Annotated in this window: 16 protein-coding genes; 12 read left to right on the forward strand and 4 right to left on the reverse strand. The window is 39.2% G+C overall.

The window, feature by feature from the left end:
• Window positions 1–91 precede the first annotated feature (91 nt).
• The 5 genes from JYB62_RS18365 (at window position 92) to JYB62_RS18385 (ending at window position 5,297) form a co-directional block, all read left to right on the forward strand.
• Window positions 92–964, forward strand: coding sequence for a geranylgeranylglycerol-phosphate geranylgeranyltransferase (locus tag JYB62_RS18365; protein ID WP_243431636.1), 873 nt, complete (start codon window positions 92–94; stop codon window positions 962–964).
• A gap of 170 nt (window positions 965–1,134) precedes the next feature.
• Window positions 1,135–2,217 carry a glutamate 5-kinase gene (proB, locus tag JYB62_RS18370; protein ID WP_205646858.1) on the forward strand — a complete coding sequence of 361 codons (1,083 nt, stop codon included), beginning with the start codon at window positions 1,135–1,137 and terminating at the stop codon, window positions 2,215–2,217.
• On the forward strand, window positions 2,210–3,451 hold the full coding sequence (locus JYB62_RS18375) for a glutamate-5-semialdehyde dehydrogenase (RefSeq protein WP_205646859.1): 1,242 nt from the start codon (window positions 2,210–2,212) through the stop codon (window positions 3,449–3,451). Before proB ends, JYB62_RS18375 begins: the two co-directional genes overlap by 8 nt.
• Before the next feature lie 251 nt (window positions 3,452–3,702).
• Window positions 3,703–4,260, forward strand: coding sequence for a phosphoribosylglycinamide formyltransferase (purN, locus tag JYB62_RS18380; RefSeq protein ID WP_205646860.1), 558 nt, complete (start codon window positions 3,703–3,705; stop codon window positions 4,258–4,260).
• Window positions 4,261–4,565: 305 nt separating this feature from the next.
• Window positions 4,566–5,297 carry a hypothetical protein gene (locus JYB62_RS18385; protein WP_205646861.1) on the forward strand — a complete coding sequence of 244 codons (732 nt, stop codon included), beginning with the start codon at window positions 4,566–4,568 and terminating at the stop codon, window positions 5,295–5,297.
• An 18-nt stretch (window positions 5,298–5,315) separates the two neighbouring features.
• On the opposite strand, the gene JYB62_RS18390 is transcribed toward JYB62_RS18385, so the two are convergent.
• Together JYB62_RS18390 and ppsA are read right to left on the reverse strand one after the other, a co-directional pair.
• Complete coding sequence (locus JYB62_RS18390) at window positions 5,316–6,074, reverse strand: glucose 1-dehydrogenase (protein ID WP_205646862.1); 759 nt, start codon at window positions 6,072–6,074, stop codon at window positions 5,316–5,318.
• Window positions 6,055–8,454, reverse strand: coding sequence for a phosphoenolpyruvate synthase (gene ppsA, locus JYB62_RS18395; protein WP_205646863.1), 2,400 nt, complete (start codon window positions 8,452–8,454; stop codon window positions 6,055–6,057). The genes JYB62_RS18390 and ppsA overlap by 20 nt, the downstream gene beginning before the upstream one ends.
• Before the next feature lie 343 nt (window positions 8,455–8,797).
• On the opposite strand from ppsA, the gene JYB62_RS18400 reads away from it, so the two are divergent.
• The 7 genes from JYB62_RS18400 (at window position 8,798) to JYB62_RS18430 (ending at window position 20,490) form a co-directional block, all read left to right on the forward strand.
• Complete coding sequence (locus JYB62_RS18400; RefSeq protein ID WP_243431638.1) at window positions 8,798–10,021, forward strand: glycoside hydrolase family 18 protein; 1,224 nt, start codon at window positions 8,798–8,800, stop codon at window positions 10,019–10,021.
• Window positions 10,022–10,411: 390 nt separating this feature from the next.
• On the forward strand, window positions 10,412–11,938 hold the full coding sequence (gene purH, locus JYB62_RS18405) for a bifunctional phosphoribosylaminoimidazolecarboxamide formyltransferase/IMP cyclohydrolase (RefSeq protein WP_205646864.1): 1,527 nt from the start codon (window positions 10,412–10,414) through the stop codon (window positions 11,936–11,938).
• Window positions 11,939–12,196: 258 nt separating this feature from the next.
• Window positions 12,197–13,690 (forward strand): cysteine--tRNA ligase, encoded by a 1,494-nt coding sequence (cysS, locus tag JYB62_RS18410; protein WP_205646865.1) that lies wholly within the window; start codon window positions 12,197–12,199, stop codon window positions 13,688–13,690.
• A complete protein-coding gene (locus JYB62_RS18415) occupies window positions 13,680–14,660 on the forward strand; it encodes a M28 family peptidase (protein WP_205646866.1) in 981 nt (326 codons plus the stop codon). The genes cysS and JYB62_RS18415 overlap by 11 nt, the downstream gene beginning before the upstream one ends.
• A 70-nt stretch (window positions 14,661–14,730) precedes the next feature.
• The gene (locus tag JYB62_RS18420) at window positions 14,731–15,756 is read left to right on the forward strand and encodes a LacI family DNA-binding transcriptional regulator (RefSeq protein WP_205646867.1); all 1,026 of its coding nucleotides are present in this window, start codon (window positions 14,731–14,733) and stop codon (window positions 15,754–15,756) included.
• Window positions 15,757–16,905, forward strand: coding sequence for a galactokinase (galK, locus tag JYB62_RS18425; protein WP_205646868.1), 1,149 nt, complete (start codon window positions 15,757–15,759; stop codon window positions 16,903–16,905).
• Between the two features lie 138 nt (window positions 16,906–17,043).
• Window positions 17,044–20,490 (forward strand): ThuA domain-containing protein, encoded by a 3,447-nt coding sequence (locus tag JYB62_RS18430; protein ID WP_205646869.1) that lies wholly within the window; start codon window positions 17,044–17,046, stop codon window positions 20,488–20,490.
• 105 nt (window positions 20,491–20,595) lie between these two features.
• Here JYB62_RS18430 and JYB62_RS18435 read toward each other — a convergent pair whose 3' ends face one another.
• Both JYB62_RS18435 and eboE read right to left on the reverse strand, forming a co-directional pair.
• A complete protein-coding gene (locus tag JYB62_RS18435; protein ID WP_205646870.1) occupies window positions 20,596–21,969 on the reverse strand; it encodes an alkaline phosphatase family protein in 1,374 nt (457 codons plus the stop codon).
• Complete coding sequence (eboE, locus tag JYB62_RS18440; RefSeq protein ID WP_205646871.1) at window positions 21,966–23,183, reverse strand: metabolite traffic protein EboE; 1,218 nt, start codon at window positions 23,181–23,183, stop codon at window positions 21,966–21,968. The genes JYB62_RS18435 and eboE overlap by 4 nt, the downstream gene beginning before the upstream one ends.
• Window positions 23,184–23,207 lie beyond the last annotated feature (24 nt).

A 23,207-nucleotide genomic window follows, 5' to 3' on the forward strand; every position in this document is an offset into this window, starting at 1 on the left:
ATTTAAAAACCTTAAAAATTTCGGAACCGTTTTCTTAGTATTCCTCTAGTAAATAGTGAGTTAATGAACTGAATTAAACTATTTTTGGAGTATGGATGCAATAAGCATGGACCGGACCATTTCATTCGGAGGTTTATTTCGAATAAGCAGGCCTATCAACCTGCTCATGGTTGCTTTTGCCCAAATTATGACGGCCTATTTTTTGGTAAATACTTCCCATTCAGGTCTCCCGGTACTGAGGGATTACCATTTATATTTAATGGTATTTTCTACGGTTATTATTGCAGCTGCTGGGTACATGATCAATGATTATTATGATGTGAAAATTGACTATGTCAACCGCCCAAATGAAGTGGTTGTGGGAAAAGGTATTAAAAGAAGGGTGGTAATATTCCTACACACCATTCTTAACTTTACAGGAATCGGATTAGGGTTTTTAGTCTCCCCTTCCATTGGCTTGGTGAATTTCTTTGCAGCATTTCTACTTTGGCTTTATAGTAACAGATTGAAAAGAGAACCTTTTATTGGGAATCTTTCAGTTGCTTTCTTGACTGGAGTCACGATTTATATGATTGCCATCTACTATCAAAAATCGGAATTGCTCATTTTAACCTATGCGATTTTTGCCTTCTTTTTAAACTTGATTAGGGAAATCCTTAAAGATATTGAAGATCGACCAGGAGATCGAAAACATGGCTGCAGGACTTTACCCATTGTCATTGGCTTTCATAATACCAAAAAAGTGATTTTTGCCATTGCTTTGTCTTTTGTCATCTCCATCCTAGTCGTAGCCATTAAAATCAACTCGCCAAACTTATTCTATTACTTTGGAGTGATGGGAATGTTCTTTGGTTTATTTATGTATCGCATTTATCATGCAGACAGAAAATCCCAATTTACCCAGCTCAGTGCATTTGCAAAAGTCCTGATGCTAGTCGGAACCTTAAGTATGGGATTGCTTTAGTCAGTCAAAGTGCTCTAGATTATTTTGCGGCTTATTGCACTCATCCCAATCATTTTATATGGTTTTTAATTCAAATACTTCCTTCTAATACTACAATTCAAAAAATCTCCATTCATTAATTTTTAGCAATTCCCTTTCAACTTCCCTATTTTCGGGCAAATTTTTAGATTATGCTGAACAGCAAACTTCTGGTAATCAAAATAGGCTCTAATGTATTAACTCAGGAAAACGGACTTCCTGATTTGATACGGATGGAGGAATTGGTGAATCAAATTCATCGACTCATCAAATCTGGCAAAAAGGTAGTACTGGTGAGTTCCGGTGCAGTAGCGTTTGGAAGACAGGCCATCCCACTTTCCAAAAAATTAAACCCGGTTTTTAAAAAACAAATTTGGTCTTCCACTGGTCAGGTAAGACTGATCAATCAATACCAGAATCTGTTCGAAAAACATGGTCAAGAGGTGGCACAGATCCTCGTAACAAAAGAGGATTTCCGGGACAGGAAGCATTTTCTAAATATGAAAAACTGTATTCAGGCATTGCTCTCTCAAGGGATTCTCCCCATTATCAACGAAAATGACACCGTAACCATCACAGAATTGATGTTTACTGATAATGATGAACTGGCAAGCTTAGCAGCAGCTATGATCAATGCCGATTCACTGCTACTGTTAACCAATGTAGACGGCATATTTACAGGAAACCCTTCAGACCCATCCTCTAAACTTATTGAAAAAGTCTCTTCCACCTTACCGGAAGTAAGTAAGTATATTTCCGCAACCAAATCCTCTTTTGGGAGGGGTGGTATGCTCACCAAATACGCCATGGCAAAAAAATCTGCCAATTTGGGAATTCAGGTAATCATTGCGAATGGCAAAAAAGACGGGGTGTTAGACGAATTTGCCTCCCAAAAACTCCGTTGTACTTGGTTCGAACCAAAGAGAGCTAAACAAGGAGTAAAAAAGTGGTTGGCACATGGAACTGAATATTACAAAGGAGAACTTATAGTGAATGAAGGGGCCAAAAACTCACTCCATTCGGAAGTGATTCGAAGCCTACTGCCCATAGGGATCACCCAAGTAATAGGAGAATTTTCCAAAGGTGACATCTTAGTGATCAAAGATGAAAAAGGGGGAAAAATAGGGCTGGGAAGAGCCGAATATTCCAGCAAATTAGCGTTGGAAAGAATAGGCCAAAAAAATCAAAAAGCATTGATACATTACGATTACCTCTATATTTTCGATTATGACTGAGTACCAACACATCTTTGAAGAAGTCAAAATGGGAGCAAGAAAACTGACTGGCATCACGAATGATCAAGTCAATTTTGTACTTCATAATTTAGCTGTTCTAGCAGTGGAAAATGCTCCTTTTCTTTTAGAAGAAAACGAGAAAGATCTTCAAAGAATGGACCCCGAAAACCCCATGTATGATCGTCTGTTGTTGACAGAAGAACGTATCGCAGGGATTGCAGGTGAACTGGTACAAGTCAGCGCATTACCTAGTCCATTGCATCAGGTGTTGGAAAGCAAAACCCTTGAAAATGGATTGGACTTACAGAAAATAACAGTTCCACTTGGTGTGATAGGAATCATTTATGAGGCCAGACCCAATGTGACCTTTGATGTTTTTTCGTTGGCCCTCAAATCTGGAAATGGTTTAGTATTAAAAGGAGGTTCTGATGCGGATCATTCCAACAGGGCAATTATGAGCCTTATTCATCAGGTACTTGAAAATCATGGTTTGCCTGTATCTGCATTTCAGCTTTTGCCGCCGGAAAGAGCTTCTACCAAGGCCTTATTGGAAGCAATAGACTTTGTGGACGTCATTATACCTAGAGGATCTCAGGGTCTGATCAATTTTGTTAGAGAAAATGCAAAAGTACCCGTCATAGAAACTGGGGCAGGAATTGTTCACACTTATGTCGACGAATCAGCGGATTTAGACAAAGCTGCGGCAATCATTCTAAACAGTAAAACCAGAAGGCCAAGTGTTTGTAATTCGTTGGATTGCCTGATTGTCCATGAGTCTATTCTTCCAAATCTCAATGATTTGATAGCGCCTCTTCTTCAAAAAGGAGTTCAAGTATTTGCAGATCCAAAATCCTTGGAGGCACTAAATAAAAATGAACTCATTTCTTTAGCAGAAGAGTCCCATTTTGGAACGGAGTTTCTCAGTTTAAAAATAGCAATTAAAACAGTGTCGAATTTAGATGAGGCCTTGGACCATATCGCAACTTATTCTTCCAAACATTCGGAAGCCATCGTATCGAATACTCAAGAAAACATCGATCGTTTCCTTTTGGAAGTAGATGCCGCAGCCGTTTATGAAAACACCTCCACTGCATTTACAGATGGAGCTCAATTTGGCTTAGGAGCTGAGATTGGCATCAGCACCCAAAAACTACATGCTAGAGGGCCAATGGCTTTAAAAGAACTTTGTAGCTATAAATGGGTCATCCGTGGTAATGGACAAGTGAGGGATTAGTTTGGAGTTATCAATGAACAGCTTACAGTCTGTCACCTTTCAATTTTGTTTGTAGTAGACCGAAGAATCAAGCACTAAAAAGTATGAAAATTCAGACTGGAAACTAAATAGATACAATATTTATTTATAGTTAATCGCCATCAGAAGATTTTTCATCATCATTCCATTTCTTTAAAAAAACACCTGGCCCCTTCGCTCCTTTCCGAGAGAATTCCATTATTTTCGCAGTATTCGATTAAAACCAAAAGCCCTTGAAACGTCTTGCCATATTAGCATCAGGAAGTGGTAGCAATGCCGAAAAAATCATGGAGCATTTTCAAAACTCTGATAAAGCAAAAGTAGTTTTGGTTGCATCCAACAAGGCCGATGCATATGTGTTAGAGCGCGCAAAAAAGTTTCAGGTCCCCACTTTCACCTTTACAAAAAAAGAAATGGAGGAGGGAGTATTGTTGAAAAAACTGGAAGAAGAACAAATTGAGTGGGTGATTTTGGCAGGATTCCTACTAAAAATTCCAGATGCTCTTACCCGTGCATTCCCTAATCACATGGTTAACATTCACCCGGCATTACTTCCAAAATTTGGAGGAAAAGGCATGTACGGTGCTCATGTTCATGAGGCTGTAAAAGCAGCTGGAGAGAAAGAAACCGGCATTACCATACATTTGGTTAATGAAAATTATGACGAAGGGAAAATAATTTTTCAGGCCCACACCGCTATTGATGAATTGGACACTCCCGACAGTATTGCTGCCAAAGTACATGAATTGGAACATAAATATTTTCCAAAAGTGATTGAAGGGTTACTTTGAATTAATAGCCCAAGTAAAACGAAGCTCAAAAACCCAAAATCATCCAATAAATTAAGTATATAATTAATCTTTTAATTACAATTCATTGTTTGAATAATTATATTTTCTACTTATTTTAAAAAATCAAAATTTATTGATTAAGCAATCTTTTTCCCAATACCGAAAACTAACCACCTTTTCAAATAACTGCTTAATCAATTAGGAATCTGCACATTACAAGTAAACTTAAAATGATCCTCTGGTGAGTTATGAGGAGAACGTGTCTCAATTCCTATTCAGTTTAGTCACCAAAATATTTTGTGAGAATGGAAAAATATAAAAGTTTGCATAAGTGGATGATTATCCCTTTGGTATTAATGCAGTTGGGGATTTTCAGAGACTATTGGGGAGATTTTACTGAAAACGCATGGTCTGTCCATATTCATTACATCACTGGAACCATTTGGTATATCTACCTCATCATCCAACCCTACTACGCAACCCATGGCATGCTGGAAAAACACCGCACCAATGGCATTATTGGAATGTTCCTAGCAGGTGGGGTAGGGATTACTGCCTTTAGCATGATGTATAGAGACATTAGAACTACTCAATTATCCATGGCAGAACCAGAGAGGTTTGGACCTTTTGAACCTTGGTTTTTCTTTGGCGTGGCATCTGTTGAAATCATCATGATCCTGGCGTTTATTTATGCTGTCATAAAAAGTATCCTCACTCGAAAATCCTTGGAAGATCATGCTTGGTGGCTAACTTCTACCGTATTTTTAATCATGATGCCTGCGCTAGGACGTGGAATTCAAAATTTACATATAGGAATTATGATTGATGATTGGCCAAACATTCCAATAATGCCATCCATATATCTGACACAAGCAATCATTATAGGTATTTTGTTACTTGCGGCCTGGAAGTTTAACAAACTAAAGCATCCCGCTACCTATTTGGCAGTATCTATCAACCTTATTATTTGCTTATTAGAACCACTAGGTAGGTCAGAAGCAATACAATCATTCTTGACTACCATTATTAAAGGATAATCTAAATAGACAGTCCATTTAATAGGCAGTCCATCCACCATCTGCAGTCAAGACTTCTCCATTTACAAAGGATGAATCCTCAGTAGCTAGAAATAAGGCAATTTTAGCTATCTCCTCGGGTTCTCCCATTCTTGGCATGGAGCCAGCTCCCGAACTGCAAAGCTTGGCCCCTTCCTCATCGGGTGAAGCATCCTGCATGATATTGGTATTGACTCCTCCGGGCGCTATGACGTTGCTTCTAATGCCTTTTTTTGCATACATAAACCCAATATTTCTGCTCATTCCAATAAGGGCATGCTTCGAAGTTGTATAAGCTAAACCAGCTCTTGCCCCATGGGTTCCACCTATTGAGGAAATATGGATCATCAGCCCTTTTCCCTGTTTTAGCATGGGATTGATTACTTCCCTAGCAACATAAAAAGGGCCGTTGATATTGACTCCCATTACTTTCTCCCAGCGTTCATTTGTCACCTTATCCAATGGGGTAAAATCATCCATAATTCCTGCATTATTGACAAGAATATCAATGGAACCAAATTCCAACTGGGCTGCATGAATCATTTTTTTGACCTGACTTTCATTGGATACATCACATTTTAATCCAATGGCATGACCACCTTCCATCCGGATCATTTCTGCAGTATCCATAGCATCATCAGGATTTAAGTCCACCACCACTACTTTTGCTCCATTTAAGGCAAAAAGTCTAGCAATTGCTTTTCCCATTCCAGAAGCTGCTCCTGTGACAACCGCCGTTTTATTTTCCAACTTTTTCATTTTTATGAGTTTTATTTTGGGTTTCTGCTTGAATCATATTCTCAATGCCTTTCAGTAATGCATCGGGATTAAAAGAAATACTATCTATTCCTTGAGCTATTAAAAATTGTGCAAAAGCTGGATTGTCGCTAGGAGCCTGTCCACATAATCCAATTTTTTTTCCTTCCGCTCTTGCCACACGAATTACTTCTGAAATCATCCATTTGACAGCTGGGTTCTGCTCTTCAAAAAGTTCACTCAATACCTCTGAATCCCTATCCACTCCCAAAGTGAGTTGCGTTAAATCATTGGATCCAATAGAAAATCCATCAAAAATCTCCGCAAATTCATGTGCCAAAATCACATTAGAAGGGATCTCCGCCATCACATAAACTTCCAATCCATTTTCTCCCTGCCTGATCCCCTCTTCTTGAAGTATTTGGACCACTTTTCTCCCTTCCTCTGGAGTTCTGCAAAAAGGGATCATCACTTTTAAATTTTCTAAACCCATCTTGTCCCTCACCCTTTTTACCGCAGCACATTCCAATGCAAACCCCTCCCGGTAGCGCTCATGGTAATATCGGGAAGCTCCCCGAAATCCAATCATTGGGTTCTCCTCATCAAATTCAAATTGGTGTCCCCCTATTAAATTGGCATATTCATTTGACTTAAAATCGCTCATTCTTAAAATCACATCTTTTGGATAAAATGCAGCGGAAATAGTCCCAATAGCTTGGGATAGTTTATCAATGAAATATTCTTTTTTATCAGTGTATCCTTCACACAATTCCTCAATCAGTGCTTGCTCTTTTTTATCCTTCAATTGATCAAAATTCACCAATGCCATTGGATGGATCCGAATGCTATTATTTACTACAAATTCCATTCGCATTAGGCCTACTCCTTGGTTTGGGAAAAAAGAAAGATTAAATGCTTTATCAGGATCAGCTAAAATAAACATGGGTTTTGTTTTTGGGAGAGTCAATCCATGAAAGTCATGTTCTGTAGTCTTCCATTTCAATTTTCCTTCATACACTTTCCCGATTTTCCCAGATGAATTATCCAAGGTTACCATATCACCATTACTAAGCGTTTCCATAGCTCCTTCAGCTCCAACAATTGCCAAAGCCCCCACTTCTCTGGCCACAATCGCGGCATGACTGGTCCTCCCCCCTTTTGTTGTTATGATTGCTCCTGCTTTTTTCATAACAGGGTCCCAATCTGGGTTGGTGATTTCAGTGACTAAAATGTCACCTTCCTCCAATTTCTCAGCCTCAGTAGGCGAAAGAATGATTTTTACTTTGCCCGAGGTAATACCTCCTCCAATTGCATATCCCGAACAAAGCAATTCCCCTTTTTCTACAAGAGAATATTCCTTCAGCAGATAAGGATCTTTTTCAGCATGCACTGTTTCCGGTCTAGCTTGTACAATAAATAAGTCACCCGAAAAACCATCCTTCGCCCATTCAATATCCATAGGCATCCCGTAATGATTTTCAATCTTGATCGCCCATTGACCTAATATTTCAACTTCCTCATCATTCAATACAAAAGCTTTTTGCTTTTCCTTACTGGTATCCAAATTGACTACTCCTCCATCCTCAGAATAAATCATGGTTTTGGTCTTTGAACCTACCTTCTTGGAAAGAATAGCTCTTTTACCTTTTTCAAGACTTGGCTTAAATACCAAAAACTCATCAGGAATGACTGCTCCTTGTACGATATTTTCCCCTAACCCCCAACAACCCGTAATCAAAACCGACTGGGTGAAGCCTGATTCAGGATCTATGGAAAAACAAACTCCACTACTGGCCTTATCGGCTCGGACCATCAATTGAACTCCCACAGAGAGCGCAATTTCCAGATGATCAAACCCTTTGTCATGCCGATACTTGATAGCCCTGCCATTATATAAAGAAGCAAAACAGGAACGGACCGCTTTCAATAATTCCTGCTTCCCATTGATATTCAAAAAAGACTCGTGTAATCCTGCAAAACTAGCTCCAGGAAGATCTTCCGCAGTCGCACTACTTCTCACAGCTACATCTGGATCTGTACGATTTGGTCCTCCTATATTTTGGTAAGAGTGAACAATTTCTTTAGCTAGACTATCTGGAATCTTCCCTTGCAAAATCAAGGACTTTATTTCCTCTGAAACTTCACGGAGATTGGAAAAATTATCTAGATCCAATTTGGAAAGCTTTTCCTGAATGGATTGATTGAGCTTATTTTCTTTTAAAAAAAGTCTATATCCCACCGCTGTCACTGCAAATCCATTGGGGATACGAATTCCTAATGGAGTAAGCTTTTGATACATCTCACCAAGAGAAGCATTTTTCCCTCCTACTTTAGAAATATCTCCAATCCCTATTGTTTCAAAAGAAATCACTAAATCATTCATAATCCACGTTATCTAAACCAAATGAATGATACAATTTACCCATTTTAAGGCCATGGGTTCATGATGCAAAAGGGGTCAATTCATGATATTAATCAGCTAATTAAATGAATACGCTAGATTCCTATTCAAGATTTCTTTTAACCCCTATCTGGATCTAGTCTTATGAATTAGATAGAGAAACAGGTCCTTTCAAACCCTCTCAGCATAAGGCACCTATGCTCAATTAACTTTCTGAAACAATAAATTCTAGCCAATACTGACATCTTTTTCCCACTTCATTATTAAAAAAGAATTTAATTTAAGTAATTGCTACTTAATAAAAATTATTAATTAAGTATAAAACTTGACCACATTGAAAACCACTTACTTCTCTTTTATTTTTCTCTTGACACTTATCTTGAGTTGTTCAGCGCCCACCGAAAATGAACAGGAAACATCACAAAACGCAGCGACACTTACTTCTGATCCTGTAATTATGGCCTATTATGTCGCAGAACGTAATTATCAACCTGAAAAAATTCCTGTTGAAAAGCTGACCCATATCATTTATTCATTTACCAATGTCATAGATGGTGAAATGAAATTTAGAAATGAAGAAGCAGCAGGACCTAAATTAGAAGCATTGGTCAAACAAAAAGCGCGCAATCCTAATCTGAAAGTCATGATTGCATGCGGAGGCTGGGGAGCTGATGGATTCTCTGATATGGCCTTGACTGAAGAAAGCCGAACTAAATTCATCAAGAGTGCCTCAGAATTTATTGCAAAATACAATCTTGATGGAATGGACATGGACTGGGAATACCCGGGAATATCAGGTGCGGGAACCATGGCTAGACCAGAGGATACAAAGAATTTCACAGCCTTGATGAAAGGATTGAGGGAAATGCTGGATCAATTCGAAACCCCGAAAATTTTAACATTTGCATCCGCAGGGTGGAAACGCTATTTCGACTTCATTGAAGTAAATGAAGTCATGAAATATGCAGACTACACCAATGTCATGACTTATGATCAGGTTTCAGGAGTATCAATTTATACGGGACACCATACTCCTCTTGGTGATGTAAAAAAGGGAGATATTGAAGGAACTCCTTTTCAGACACACTTGGACAGTTTATATGAAAATGGCAACAAGCTTGATCCTGACCCTAGATCAGCTGAAAAAATAGTGGACTTCCTTATTGAAGAAGGTGTGAATCCTAAACAGATTGTTATTGGAAGTGCATTTTATGGAAGAGTTTGGAAAGGTGTTCCACCAGTAAACAATGGGCTTTATCAGTTGAGCGGTGGCTTACAAATAGGTTGGATGGCTTATCATCAAATCAGGGAAAAATATGAACCCGATGGAAAATTCAAACGCTATTGGGATGAAAAAGCCAAAGCCCCATACATGTATAATGATGAGGATAGCTTGTTTGTTTCCTATGACGACACGGTTTCTGTTGCCTTAAAAACTGAATATACCATGGAAAAGGGACTGGGTGGCATTATGTTCTGGGAACTTGGAAATGACACCAAAGAAGCAGGAAGCTTACTAGATGCAATTTATAAATCTGCCAACGATTAAATTTGCGCCGATTAAAAATCGAAAAGGTGCAGCTTCCAACACGTTGGAAACTGCACCTTTTTTTCGTTGCTAACACAGATTTTTTAAATGATGGTCATCTTTCTAACCTATAGAGCAATCATTATTCAAAAATATATTTCATTTGGCAAGCTAAGAAAAATGAGAAACCATGGATTAGAGTCACGTAAAGGATGTATTAGAATACTCTATATCGGCTACTCCCCAACTTGAATATTTTTTTTTCAATAGAAAAACTCCATCCTTTTTCCTTTTTCGAGTTTGCTCCAAATTATATTTTATTTACTCCTCCTTTAGGTCTTTTTTCCTACCTTTGCATTCCGCTTTGGCGGACAAGGTTATCCTTTAGAAATCAAACAAATCCATTCCCAAATGGCAACAAAGAAAATTCAATCTGCCCTCATCTCTGTCTTCTATAAAGACAATCTCGAACCTATCATTGCCCTATTAAAAAAACACGGTGTAACCATCTATTCCACTGGTGGCACCCAAAAGTTTATTGAAGAGCAAGGCGCAGCAGTTGTTCCTGTTGAAGAATTGACCAGCTATCCATCTATCTTCGGCGGAAGAGTAAAAACCCTTCACCCAAAAATCTTTGGTGGTATTCTATATAGAAGAGATAATGAAGGAGATCTTTCCCAAGCCGCAGAATACGATATTCCTGCCATAGATTTGGTGATTGTTGATTTATATCCTTTTGAAGAAACTGTAGCATCTGGTGCTTCTGAGGCTGACATCATTGAAAAGATTGACATTGGTGGTATTTCCTTGATCCGTGCAGCGGCCAAAAACTTTAAGGATGTAACCATAATAGCCTCCAAAGATCAATACCAAGAGTTGGAGCAAAGATTAACAGATCAAGATGGGGCAACCACCTTAGAAGACCGTCGTTATTTTGCTGCCCAGGCTTTCCAAGTTTCTTCCAATTACGATACACATATCTTTAATTACTTCAACAGAGCTGAAAACATCCCAGCTTTGAAAGTATCTGAAAACAAAGCAAAAGCGCTTCGTTATGGGGAAAACCCTCATCAAGCTGCTCATTTCTATGGAGACATGGAGGCACTTTTTGACCAATTGAATGGAAAAGAACTTTCTTATAACAATTTGGTGGACGTGGATGCAGCAGTGAATTTGATTGCTGAATTTAAAGGAGAAACTGCTTTTGCGATCTTAAAACATACCAATGCTTGCGGAGTTGCTTTGGCACCAACTGTGAAAGAAGCCTACCAAAAAGCTTTCCAAGCAGATACTATTTCAGCTTTTGGGGGTGTTTTGGTTACGAATCAAACTGTAGACAAAGAAGCAGCTGAAGAAATGCATTCATTATTCTTCGAAGTATTGATTGCTCCTGAATTTACTGAGGAAGCATTGGAAGTATTGATTTCAAAGAAAAACAGAATTTTACTTCGTCAGAAAATCGACCTTCCAGGTACAAAAATGATAAAAACACTTCTGAACGGAGTGATTGAACAGGATAAAGATCTTGCTACTGAAACTAAGGAAGATTTTAAAGTAGTCACGCAGGAAGTTCCAACTGAAAAGGAAATGGATGCAATGGTATTTGCAGCTAAAATCTGTAAACACACCAAATCCAACACCATTATCTTGAGCAACGACAATCAAATGTTTTCTTCAGGAGTTGGACAAACCTCACGTGTGGATGCATTAAAGCAAGCTATCACCAAAGCGCATGAATTTGGTTTTGAATTGAAAGGAGCTGTCATGGCATCTGATGCTTTCTTCCCATTCCCAGATTGCGTGGAGATTGCAGGAAAAGCTGGAATCACAGCGGTAGTTCAGCCAGGTGGGTCCATTAAGGATCAGTTGAGTATTGATTACTGTAACGAACATGGAATGGCGATGGTCATGACAGGAGTTAGGCACTTTAAGCACTAAAAAGCATCAACTAATTAAATAATTATAAGTATCTAGACCTCCTGATTAGAATTAATCGGGAGGTCTTTTTATTCTTACATGATTCTTTAATCGAGTTCAAAAATTTCAAATGATTTGAGTAAATCCAGGACTTATCTATTTTAAAAAATACTTTATTTCCGATCCTAATATTCTATTTTGCAGCCCGATTCCGAACCGTATCAAACGGATCACGTTACCCAGTAATTATCGGATTCAAATTCGTACTTTTGAAGACTTATGAAATCGCATCAATTAAAGCTATACAACACTCTTTCCCGCAAGAAAGAGAACTTCCAAGCAATTAACCCTCCATTTGTAGGCCTCTATGTCTGCGGACCGACCGTCTACGGAGACGCACATTTGGGTCATGCACGTCCAGCGATCACCTTTGATACAGTCAATCGCTATTTAACTCATTTAGGGTATCGGGTACGATATGTCAGAAACATCACGGACGTAGGGCACTTACAAGGGGATGCAGACGAAGGAGAGGATAAAATCGCAAAAAAAGCCAAACTCGAGCAATTGGAGCCCATGGAAATTGCGCAGCAATACACGGATTCCTATCACAGAGACATGGCTTTATTGAATACATGGAAACCTAATATTGAACCCAGAGCGACAGGACATATTCCAGAGCAAATTGCCTTAGTGGAAGCAATTTTGAAGGAAGGATTAGCTTATGAAGTCAATGGCTCCGTCTATTTTGACACCTTGAAATACAATGAAAAAACTCCTTATGGACGACTTTCAGGAAGAGTAATCGATGAATTAATGAGTGGGAGCCGTCAACTGGACGGGCAAAGTGAAAAGAGAAACCCTGTAGATTTTGCTTTATGGAAAAATGCAGCTCCTGAACATCTGATGAAATGGGATTCTCCTTGGGGAGTGGGCTTTCCAGGTTGGCACTTGGAGTGTACAGCCATGAGTTCAAAATACCTAGGAACAACTTTCGATATCCATGGCGGTGGCATGGACTTGATGTTCCCTCACCATGAATGTGAGATCGCTCAAGGAAATGCCTGCAATCATAAGGATCCGGTAAATTATTGGATGCATAACAACATGATCACCATCAATGGTCAAAAAATGGGTAAATCTCTTGGAAACTTCATCACTCTTCAAGAACTATTCAACGGAGACCATGACTTATTAGAGCAGGCTTACAGCCCAATGACCATTCGCTATTTTATTCTGACTGCACATTATAGATCCACCTTGGACTTTTCTAACGAAGCCCTAAAGGCGGCGCAGAAGGGTTATAAAAAGCTAATCAATGGCTTGAGGATAGCGAAAATGTTAGAATACCAATTTGCAGAGGATACCTCCATCGATGAAAAGCAGGTGGGGCAAATTGAAAGCAGCATTAGTAGTGCTTACAGAGCGATGGATGATGACTTTAATACAGCACAGGCCATTGGTCATTTATTCAATTTATTGAAGAAGATTAATTCCATGTATACTGGCCAGTTGAAACCGGCTGCTTTGGGTGAGGAGGTATTCAATCAATTGATTCAAATATTTATCACCTTCGTGGAAGATATTTTAGGATTGCTTGAAGAAAAATCTGACACCCAACAACAGATGATTTCTTTGCTTCTCAACTTGTATACGGAAGCAAAAACTGCCCGTGATTATGCAAAAGTAGATGAAATAAGAGCGGGATTAAAAGAAATAGGTTTTGTGGTAAAGGACATGAAAAATAAAATTGACTGGGCATATGAAGAATAAATTGTGGCTCATAGCCCTATTAATTTTAGCTTGGTCCTGTAGTTCTCCGGAAAAGAAAACCGAAAACGTAGCTGAGGTCCTTGTAAAACCCTACCCAGGCTTTTCATCGGACTCTGCCTATGCATTTATCAAGAAGCAAGTAGATTTTGGCCCTAGGGTTCCAATGACCTCTGGCCACCGAGAAACCAAAGAATGGATCATTTCAAAATTTGAAAGTTATGGAATGAGCGTTCAAACTCAGGATTTTGAAGCAAAGACTTACGACAATCTTACTTGGAATCTTAGTAATATCATTGCCTCCTATAATCCAGCTGCAACCAAAAGAATTATGCTATCTGCACATTGGGATAGTAGAAGAATTGCAGACAAGGATTCACAGAATATGGATCAACCTATTGATGGAGCAAATGATGGGGCGAGTGGAGTTGGTGTGTTGCTGGAAATCGCCAGAAGCATCCATTCTCAAGATTTGAAACCGGATGTTGGAATTGACTTTATCCTTTTTGATGGTGAAGATGATGGAGAGCCGGATCAAACCACTTACCGCAATCCTTCCCAAGATTTTTGGTGGTGTTTAGGTTCTCAGTATTGGTCTGGAAACAAGCATATCCCAAATTATACCGCTTATTATGGTATTTTATTAGACATGGTAGGTGCCAAAGGAGCACATTTTTATAGAGAAGGCTATAGCAGAAAATTTGCAGCTGGAATCCTGAGAAAAGTTTGGGAAAATGCCGCCAAAATAGGACATGGGGATTTCTTTGTTAACAGAGATGCTGCTGAGATCTTGGATGATCACGTCTTTGTCAACACCAAAGCAGGAATTCCTATGATCGATATTTTGGACTTTTCTCCTGATTATGGCTTTGGACATTATCACCATACCCATAGCGATAATATGGAATTGATTGACCGCAGAACCTTGCAAGCGGTGGGAGAAACCGTTTTATTTACGGTTTACCAAGAGTAAAATGGTATCTTTCAAATTAATCTTTGTCTGAAATGCATCTAGTTGCATTCATGCTAACCTAAATTTAATCATGAAAAAAGGGCATCAGGTCACCATGAAGGAAATTGCCAAGAAATTGGGAGTTTCTGTTTCCACCATTTCCCGTGCGCTAAAAGACTCTCCAGAATTACATCCGGAGACCAAGAGAAAGATTGTGGAAATGGCGAAAGAGATGAATTACCAACCCAATCTTTTGGCCCAAAGTTTAAGGATTAGCAGAACTAAGACTCTTGGTGTAATAGTACCTGAAATTACTTCCCACTTCTTTGCATCCTGTATCAGTGGTATTCAAGATCAAGCAAATGTACGGGGATACAACGTAATGATTTGTCAGTCCAATGAACATCTTGAGTTGGAAATTGCCAATATCAAAACTTTAGTAGCCAGCCAGGTCGATGCCCTTTTGATCTCATTGAGCAGGGAAACCAACCATTACGAACACCTTTTTGAACTCTATAATCGAGAGATTCCATTTGTGCTTTTTGACAGAGTACAAGAAGATATTCCTGTCTCCAAAGTCACATTTAACGATGTGGGAGGGGCTTATCAAGTAACCAAACATTTATTGGAAATGGGATGTAAACGGGTCATGTACATTTCTGGCCCTGAAGATTTATACATTAGTAAAAAAAGAAAAGAAGGATATTTGAAAGCCTTGACCGAATTTGGTGTTGCAGAAGATCCAAGTTTGATCAAAGTTACTGACTTGACCTCTGAAGGCAATATAGCTGTAGCAGAAGAAATCCTACAAATGGAGGAAAGACCTGATGGAGTCTTTTGCATGATTGATCCTGTAGCAGTGGAAGTATTAATCCATTGGAAAAGCAACGGAATAAAAATTCCCCAAGACATCGCATTGGCAGGATTCACAAACAACCCAACTTCGGCAGTAATTGAACCCCCATTGACCACCGTTTCTCAACCAGGTTACGAAATGGGTAAATTGGCTGTAAGTCACCTTTTGGATCAATTGGATGGGATAGCCTCAGATGACCCCATTTCAATCGTATTGGAAACCACTCTTATCCCAAGGCAATCCACGCAAATCAGTAAATAAATGCGCGAAATTATAGCCAACTCCTTTGTTGAGATTTTCTCTCAAGAGCCTCTTCTTGCCTTTGCCCCTGGTAGAATTAACCTAATCGGTGAACATACAGATTATCAAGAAGGCTTTGTTTTCCCTGCTGCTGTAGCCCAAGGAATCCATTTCGCCATTCAAAAAAACAATAGTAAATCTGCGAGAATACATTCCCTTGATTTTAATGAAGATTTCGTATTTGACGTCAAATCTTTTTCTCCAAAAAAAGGTCATTGGGCGAATTATATCATGGGTATGGTCTCCCAATTCAAACAAGCAGGATATGAAGTTGCAGGATTTGATATGGTTTTTGGAGGAAATATTCCAGTTGGCTCGGGTTTATCCTCTTCAGCAGCTCTTTCTGTTGGAGTTGGAACTGCAATTTCCGGTTTATTCGATTTCAACATCCCCAAAAAATCTCTAGCCTTATACGCTCAAAAGTCAGAGCAGCTATTCGAAGGGTTGAATTGTGGAATCATGGACCCGTATGCATCTGCATTCGGTAAAGCAGATCACGCCTTGCTGCTGGACTGTAGAAGCAATTCACATGAAGAAGTCCCAATTTCACTTGGGCCATATTGTTTGCTATTAGTCAATACAAAAGTAAAACATAAACTAGCCGATTCTGCTTATAACAAAAGAAGATCTGCTTGTGAGGAAAGTGTTGAAATTTTATCTCATACATTTCCTGACATTAAAACCTTAAGAGATATTTCTGAAACAGATCTTCCAAAGGTAAAATCCATCTTATCTATCGAGCTTTTCTCAAAAGCAAAGCATGTGATTTTGGAAGACGTCCGAGTTCATCAGGCAGGTGAAAGTTTAAGAAGGGGAGAATTGGTAAAGTTTGGAAAATTAATGAAAGCATCTCATGAAAGTCTAAGCAAAGATTATGAGGTGAGCTGCAAAGAGCTTGATTTCTTGGCAGAAGAATCCTGGAAAAAAAGTTATGTACTGGGTTCCAGAATGATGGGAGGAGGTTTTGGAGGTTGTACTATCAACTTACTGGAAAATGAATACATCCCTGAATTCAAGGAATCTATCGCTAAAAGTTACTTTGATGCTTTCAACATTGAACCCGAGTTTATTGAGGTAAAACCTTCAGATGGAGCTAGAATAGTTAAATAATTAAAAATCTCTGCCAATGGTAAGAATTCTATTGTTTCAAAAAGAAATAATTTGTAATTCAGCCCGATTTGTCATTTGATTTTCGGTTATTTAATCCCGATTTATTGCAAATCCTCTAATTACAGAAAAATTGATATTATGAATTTCCCAAAAAACCTACGTACCATTCTAGTCTTAGCGGTGCTTGTAAGTTTGGGTACATGGAGTTGTAAAAACAAACGCTCCGGTTCTCCAAAAGTGCTCGTATTCAGCAAGACAGCAGGTTATTATCACGAATCTATTCCCAATGGAATTGCAGCCATACAAAAGCTTGGTTCCGAAAATGGCTTTGAAGTAGACACTACTACTCAGTCAGAAAAATTCAACGAAGAAAATTTAGCTCAATATTCCGCTGTCATATTTTTGAGCACAACTGGTGATGTATTAAATAGTTACCAGGAAGCTGACTTTGAAAGATATATTCAGGCAGGCGGAGGATATGTGGGTGTACACGCTGCTGCAGACACCGAATATGGTTGGGGCTGGTACGGTCGATTGGTAGGTGGATATTTTACTGATCACCCAGGAATAAACGATCCTAATCCTAACGTTCAACCTGGAGAAATCACCGTAGTAGATGCTAATAACCCTGCTACTTCATTTTTACCAAGTCCTTGGGCAAGAACAGACGAATGGTATAGCTATAAAAACATGAACCCCGAGGTGAATGTACTTTTAGAATTAGACGAAAACTCCTACAAAGGTGGATTTGATATGGGAGAGCATCCCATTGCCTGGTATCATAATTATGATGGAGGAAGAGCTTTCTACACTGGAGGCGGACATACCAATGAGTCTTACACTGAAGAATTATACTTAAAACACCTTTTAGAAGGAATTAAGTATGCGATTGGAGACAATCTTGAATTGGATTATTCCAAAACAACAAGTAAGAGAGTACCAGAAGAAAACAGGTTTACTAAAACTCCTTTGGCTTATGGAGTCTTTACCGAGCCTACAGAGATGACCATCCTGCCAAATTTGGATATTCTTGTAGCACAAAGAAGAGGTGAAATACTCTTCTTCGACAATGAAACAGAAGAACTGAAAGAGGTAGCTAAACTGGATGTTTATTGGAAAACTGAGGTTAAAGGAGTCAATGCAGAAGAAGGGTTGATGGGAATCCAAAAAGATCCGAATTATGCTGAAAATGGACACGTATTCGTTTACTACTCTCCTGCAGGTGATGAGGAGATCAACAGGCTTTCCAGATTTACTTTCAAGAATAATACTTGGGACATGAGCTCCGAAGTAGTGATTTTGGATATTCATTCTGATAGAGACATTTGCTGCCATACTGGAGGTTCCATTGCTTTTGACAAAGACGGAAATCTATTCCTATCATTGGGTGATAATTCTACTCCATTCAATCAGGCTGATTCAAAATATAGAAACAATGGTTTCGCTCCATTAGACCAAAGGCCTGGATATGAACAATATGACGCTAGAAGATCTTCTGGAAATGCCAATGATTTAAGAGGGAAAATCCTTAGAATTAAAGTGAATGAAGACGGGTCTTATGACATTCCTGAGGGGAACCTATACCCAGTAGGAACTGAGGGCACTAGACCTGAAATCTATGTGCAAGGGAATAGAAACCCTTATAGAATTTCAGTAGACCAGAAAAATGGTTTCTTGTATTGGGGAGAAGTGGGACCAGATTCCAATGCAGACAGCATGGCGACCCGAGGACCTCGAGGATATGATGAAGTAAACCAAGCCAGAAAAGCGGGGAACTTCGGATGGCCGTTTGCAGTAGGCAACAATTATCCTTATCATGAATATAATTATGAAACCGGAGAGTCAGGACCAGCATTTGATCCTAATGGACCGAAAAACACTTCTGTAAACAATACCGGAATCACTGAATTACCAGAACTTGCCCCGGCATTCATTTGGTATCCATATGGTGAATCCAAAGAATTTCCTCAAGTGGGATCAGGAGGCAGAAATGCCATGGCAGGTCCTGTGTATTATTCCGATATGTATACCGCAGACACTAAATTCCCGGATTATTTCGATGGAAAGGTCTTTATCTACGATTGGATTAGAGGGTGGGTCAAAGTGGTAACCATGAAAGAAAACGGCGACTTCGATAAGATGGAACCGTTTATGCCAAGCACTAAATTCAATGCCTTGATAGACATGGAAATGGGACCTGATGGCAGAATTTATATTTTGGAATATGGAAATGGATGGTTCTCCAAGAACCCAGATTCAGGACTTTCTAGAATAGATTTCAATGGTGGCAATAGAGCGCCTGTAGTTACCGATATTTCTGCAGATAAAACTTCCGGCACCAATCCACTGACCGTTACATTCACTGCTGCTTCTTCTGATCCTGAAAATGATCCTTTGACTTATACTTGGGATCTAGGAAACGGCGAAACCAAAACAACTGATGTCCCTACCCTTACCCATACATTCAATACCATAGGCGAATATGAGGTAAAAGTTACTGCTAAGGATCCTGATGGGTTAACTGGAACCAGTGGAATAGAAAGTGTTTACTCTGGAAATATCGCTCCTATTGTAACCATTTCAATAGATGGAAATCAGTCTTTCTACTTCCCTGGAAAGAAAGTATCATACAGCGTATCTGTAGAAGATCCAGATAACCCTGAATCAGCCACAGATATGAGTACCCTTTATGTTTCTGCTGACTATATCGAAGGTCTGGATCAGGCAGAGTCTGATATGGGACACAAAGTGATGACTGAAGCCATGATGGGTAAATCCTTATTTACCACTTTGACTTGTAAAACCTGTCACAAAGAAGCTGAAGCTTCAGTAGGACCATCTTATGTGGATGTAGCCAAGAAATATGGCCAAAGGGATATAGATTACCTAAAAAACAAAATTAAAAATGGTGGCGGAGGAGTCTGGGGAGAAACAGCAATGCCTGCAAACCCGGATTTAAAGGATTCTGACCTAAATGCCTTAGTAGCCTATATTCTTTCTTTGGATCAAGTAACCACTCCATCTTTACCAGCATCGGGAACAGTTGATGCGACAGCTGGAAAAACCCCGAGCCCTAATGGTGTATTAATGCTCAATGCATCCTATACAGATCAAGGAGGGGAAAATGTAAAACCTTTAACAGGCTCTACCACACGATTGCTAAAAAGCAACACTGTAGACATGGGGAATACAGGAGATTATGCTGGTGGGTATAGCAGTATGAGCTATGATGGAAATAACCTATTAATGGTCCCAAAAACTGAGGCTTCGTTCTCTATGGATGGAATTGATTTGACAGGGGTGGGTTCCGTAACTGCAATCGCTGTAACGATGGGAAGCCTTGGAGATGAGTTTGATTTCGAACTTAGATTAGATTCTCCAACTGGCGAATTGGTTGGGTCTTCTACATTTGTTCAAAAACCATCCAGCGGGCCTGAAGGAGCTCCAAACTTTGGTCCATTTACTATCCCAATTACAGGAAATGCAGATGGACAGCTTCATAAGCTATTTGTAGTTACCAAACCTAAAAATGATGGAGGATCCGGTACTTTTGTAGTATCAGGAATGACCTTCAATGCCAAATAAACCAACCTTATAATCAACTAAAAAGCCATCCCCAAATGGGGATGGCTTTTTCTTTTCTTTGAATGTATTATTTACATATCAGATGTGTGAAATAGCTAATTTTGTTTACTCAAAAATCTTTTTCATAATCAAGCCCTGAATATCTACAGGAGAAATATGGTTATCCTCAATTAAGGATTCATCCGTTGTAAAAAACACTGGGTGATCTAAACTATCCTCTGGAATTCTACCATGTGCACCCTTTACCAAAGTAGCATCCAAAGGAATCACATCCATCAAATACCGGAAGCCCAATTTCTTCTTCAAAACTTTCAATCCCACTTTGACCATAGGTAGGGAGAATTCAGGATTTATAAATAATTCCACTGGGTCGTACCCTGGTTTTTGATGAATCGCTACACATCTGGCATAATCAGGTGCTTTTGAATCATCCAACCAGAAGTAATAAGTGAACCAAGAGTCTTTATCCGCGACAACTACCAAATCTCCGGAACGCTCATGATCTAAATGATACTTCTTCTTTCCTTCTTCATCTAAAATCAGATCTACACCTGGAGTCTCCTCCAAGAGCTTTTTAACTAAAGGAAGGTCAGCCTTATCTTTGACATGAATATGCGCCAATTGGTGATCCACCACGGCAAATGCACGGCTTGTACCAGCATCTAATGTTTCCAAACCCAATTCATTTTTGACCTGGATAAGTCCCGCTTTTCTAAAAACCCGGTTGAGGTGGACAGGATTCGAAACCGAGGTGATTCCATATTCAGAAAGTAAAATCACTTCAGCTCCTTGATTTTCATAGTAAGTAATCAAGTCTTCACAAACTGCATCTATCTCCCTTAAATCTTTAGAGATCTTGGAGAAATCTATTCCATATTTCTGAAGCCCATAATCCAAATGTGGAAGGTAGATTAAGGTGAGGGTAGGATTTTTCCATTCATCTACTTTCTTGGAAGCATTCGCAATCCATTGGGTAGACTCTATATTGGCGTTAGGACCCCAAAAAGAAAATAAAGGAAATTGCCCCAACTCTTCTTGAAGCCTATCTCTTAAATCCATAGGGTGAGAATGGCAGTCAGGTATTTTTCTACCATCAGAGGGGTACAATGGCCTTGGAGTTACCTGGTAATCAGCGGTAGAATACATATTATACCACCAAAACATATTGGAAACGGTGAAATTAGGATCTTTCCCCTTAGCAATATCCCATATGTTTTTTGCTTGAACCAGCTTATTGGATTGTCTCCAAAATTTGATCTCACACTCGTCTTGGAAATACCATCCATTACCTACAATCCCATGTTCGGTAGGCCACTTCCCGGTTAAGTAGGTAGTTTGAGCAGAGGTGGTAACTGCCGGAAGAACTGGATCAATAGAAGCTTGAAGTTTATCTGAAGTCCACTTTTTTAAGAATGGGGTATGTTCACCTATCAACCTTTTGGACAAGGCCACCACATCTATGACAACCGTTTTTTTCATTTCTTCTTGATATTTTCAGTCACCCAGAGAAGTTCTCGAATGATAGAACTTTGAATATCTATGTTTATCCCCTCAGGTAATACATCCCATGTATAGGTTTCCACCTCGAGATGCTTTGAAACATCTTTTTCCTGAACCAATTCCAGTACTTCCAAAATATCAGATTGAGTAGATGATACCTGTCCATAATCCGATAAAAAAACAGGGACATGGAAGTGAATCCTCCATTCATTTTGAGTGGTTTCGGAAAGTAAATTCAACGCTTGATCTAAATCTCTATGGGATTCGATATGTCCGTTATGATCTCTTCCAATTACCTGATGTAAATAAGTGGACTCAGCAAATGGCGACAGCGTTTCTTTGATCAAGGATCTTCCAGATTCTGAATCCGGGATATTGATTTTCAATGCTGCTGAGACTTGAATCTTTCCAATCTTAATTCCCGCTGCTTCCATTGCCTTGAAAACATCAGCAGGCTTTTCATAAACCAAGGCAAAATGACAAACATCATAACATAATCTAATATGCTCTCTAATTGCCGATTCCGCATCTTGTTTGCTCATTTGAAGGGAGTCCATCAAATCTCTGGTCCCCATTGGGATCAACCAATCTTGAAAATAGGCGAGCATTTCTGCTGTATTTTCTAAAATACCATCCGGTTCTGGCTCAATATCCAAATGAAAGACTTTTCCGGTCTTCTGCTTAATCTCAATCAATTTAGTTACTACCTGAACCAAATGGGTGGTGGACTTTGTAATCGCTCGATCTAAATCATGTTGGGTATTAAACCAAAATCGATAAGACAAAGGAGAAGTAGAAATACCTCCCTCCATTTGATCAGGAAGTAATTCTGCGAGTATTTCAAAAAGTCGAATGGTATAATCTCTTCTTTCTTTGGTAGTCCAATCCGGATAATGGACCTTGTCTTTTACCACTTGTCCATGAAAGCCACCGTAGGGAAACCCATTCATGGTAAAAACATAGCAGTCATTTTCTTCCAACCAAGATTTAAACTGATGTAGTTCTTCTTGTCTTTGTAAAACCAAACTAGCTTCATTGGAGAGCCTTAATCCAATCCCAAAAGGTTGAGCGGAAGAAAGTTCTTCCTTAATATTGGGGATGTATTTTTTAAGATTTTCGAAGGTTTCTTTCCAGCTTTCTCCAGGGTGAATATTGGTACAATAAGTCAGGTGAGTTCCTTCTTTTACAATCATTATTTTTAAGAGTTTTCTGAAATA

This window comes from Algoriphagus lutimaris, from assembly GCF_017051705.1.
Taxonomy (GTDB): domain Bacteria; phylum Bacteroidota; class Bacteroidia; order Cytophagales; family Cyclobacteriaceae; genus Algoriphagus; species Algoriphagus lutimaris.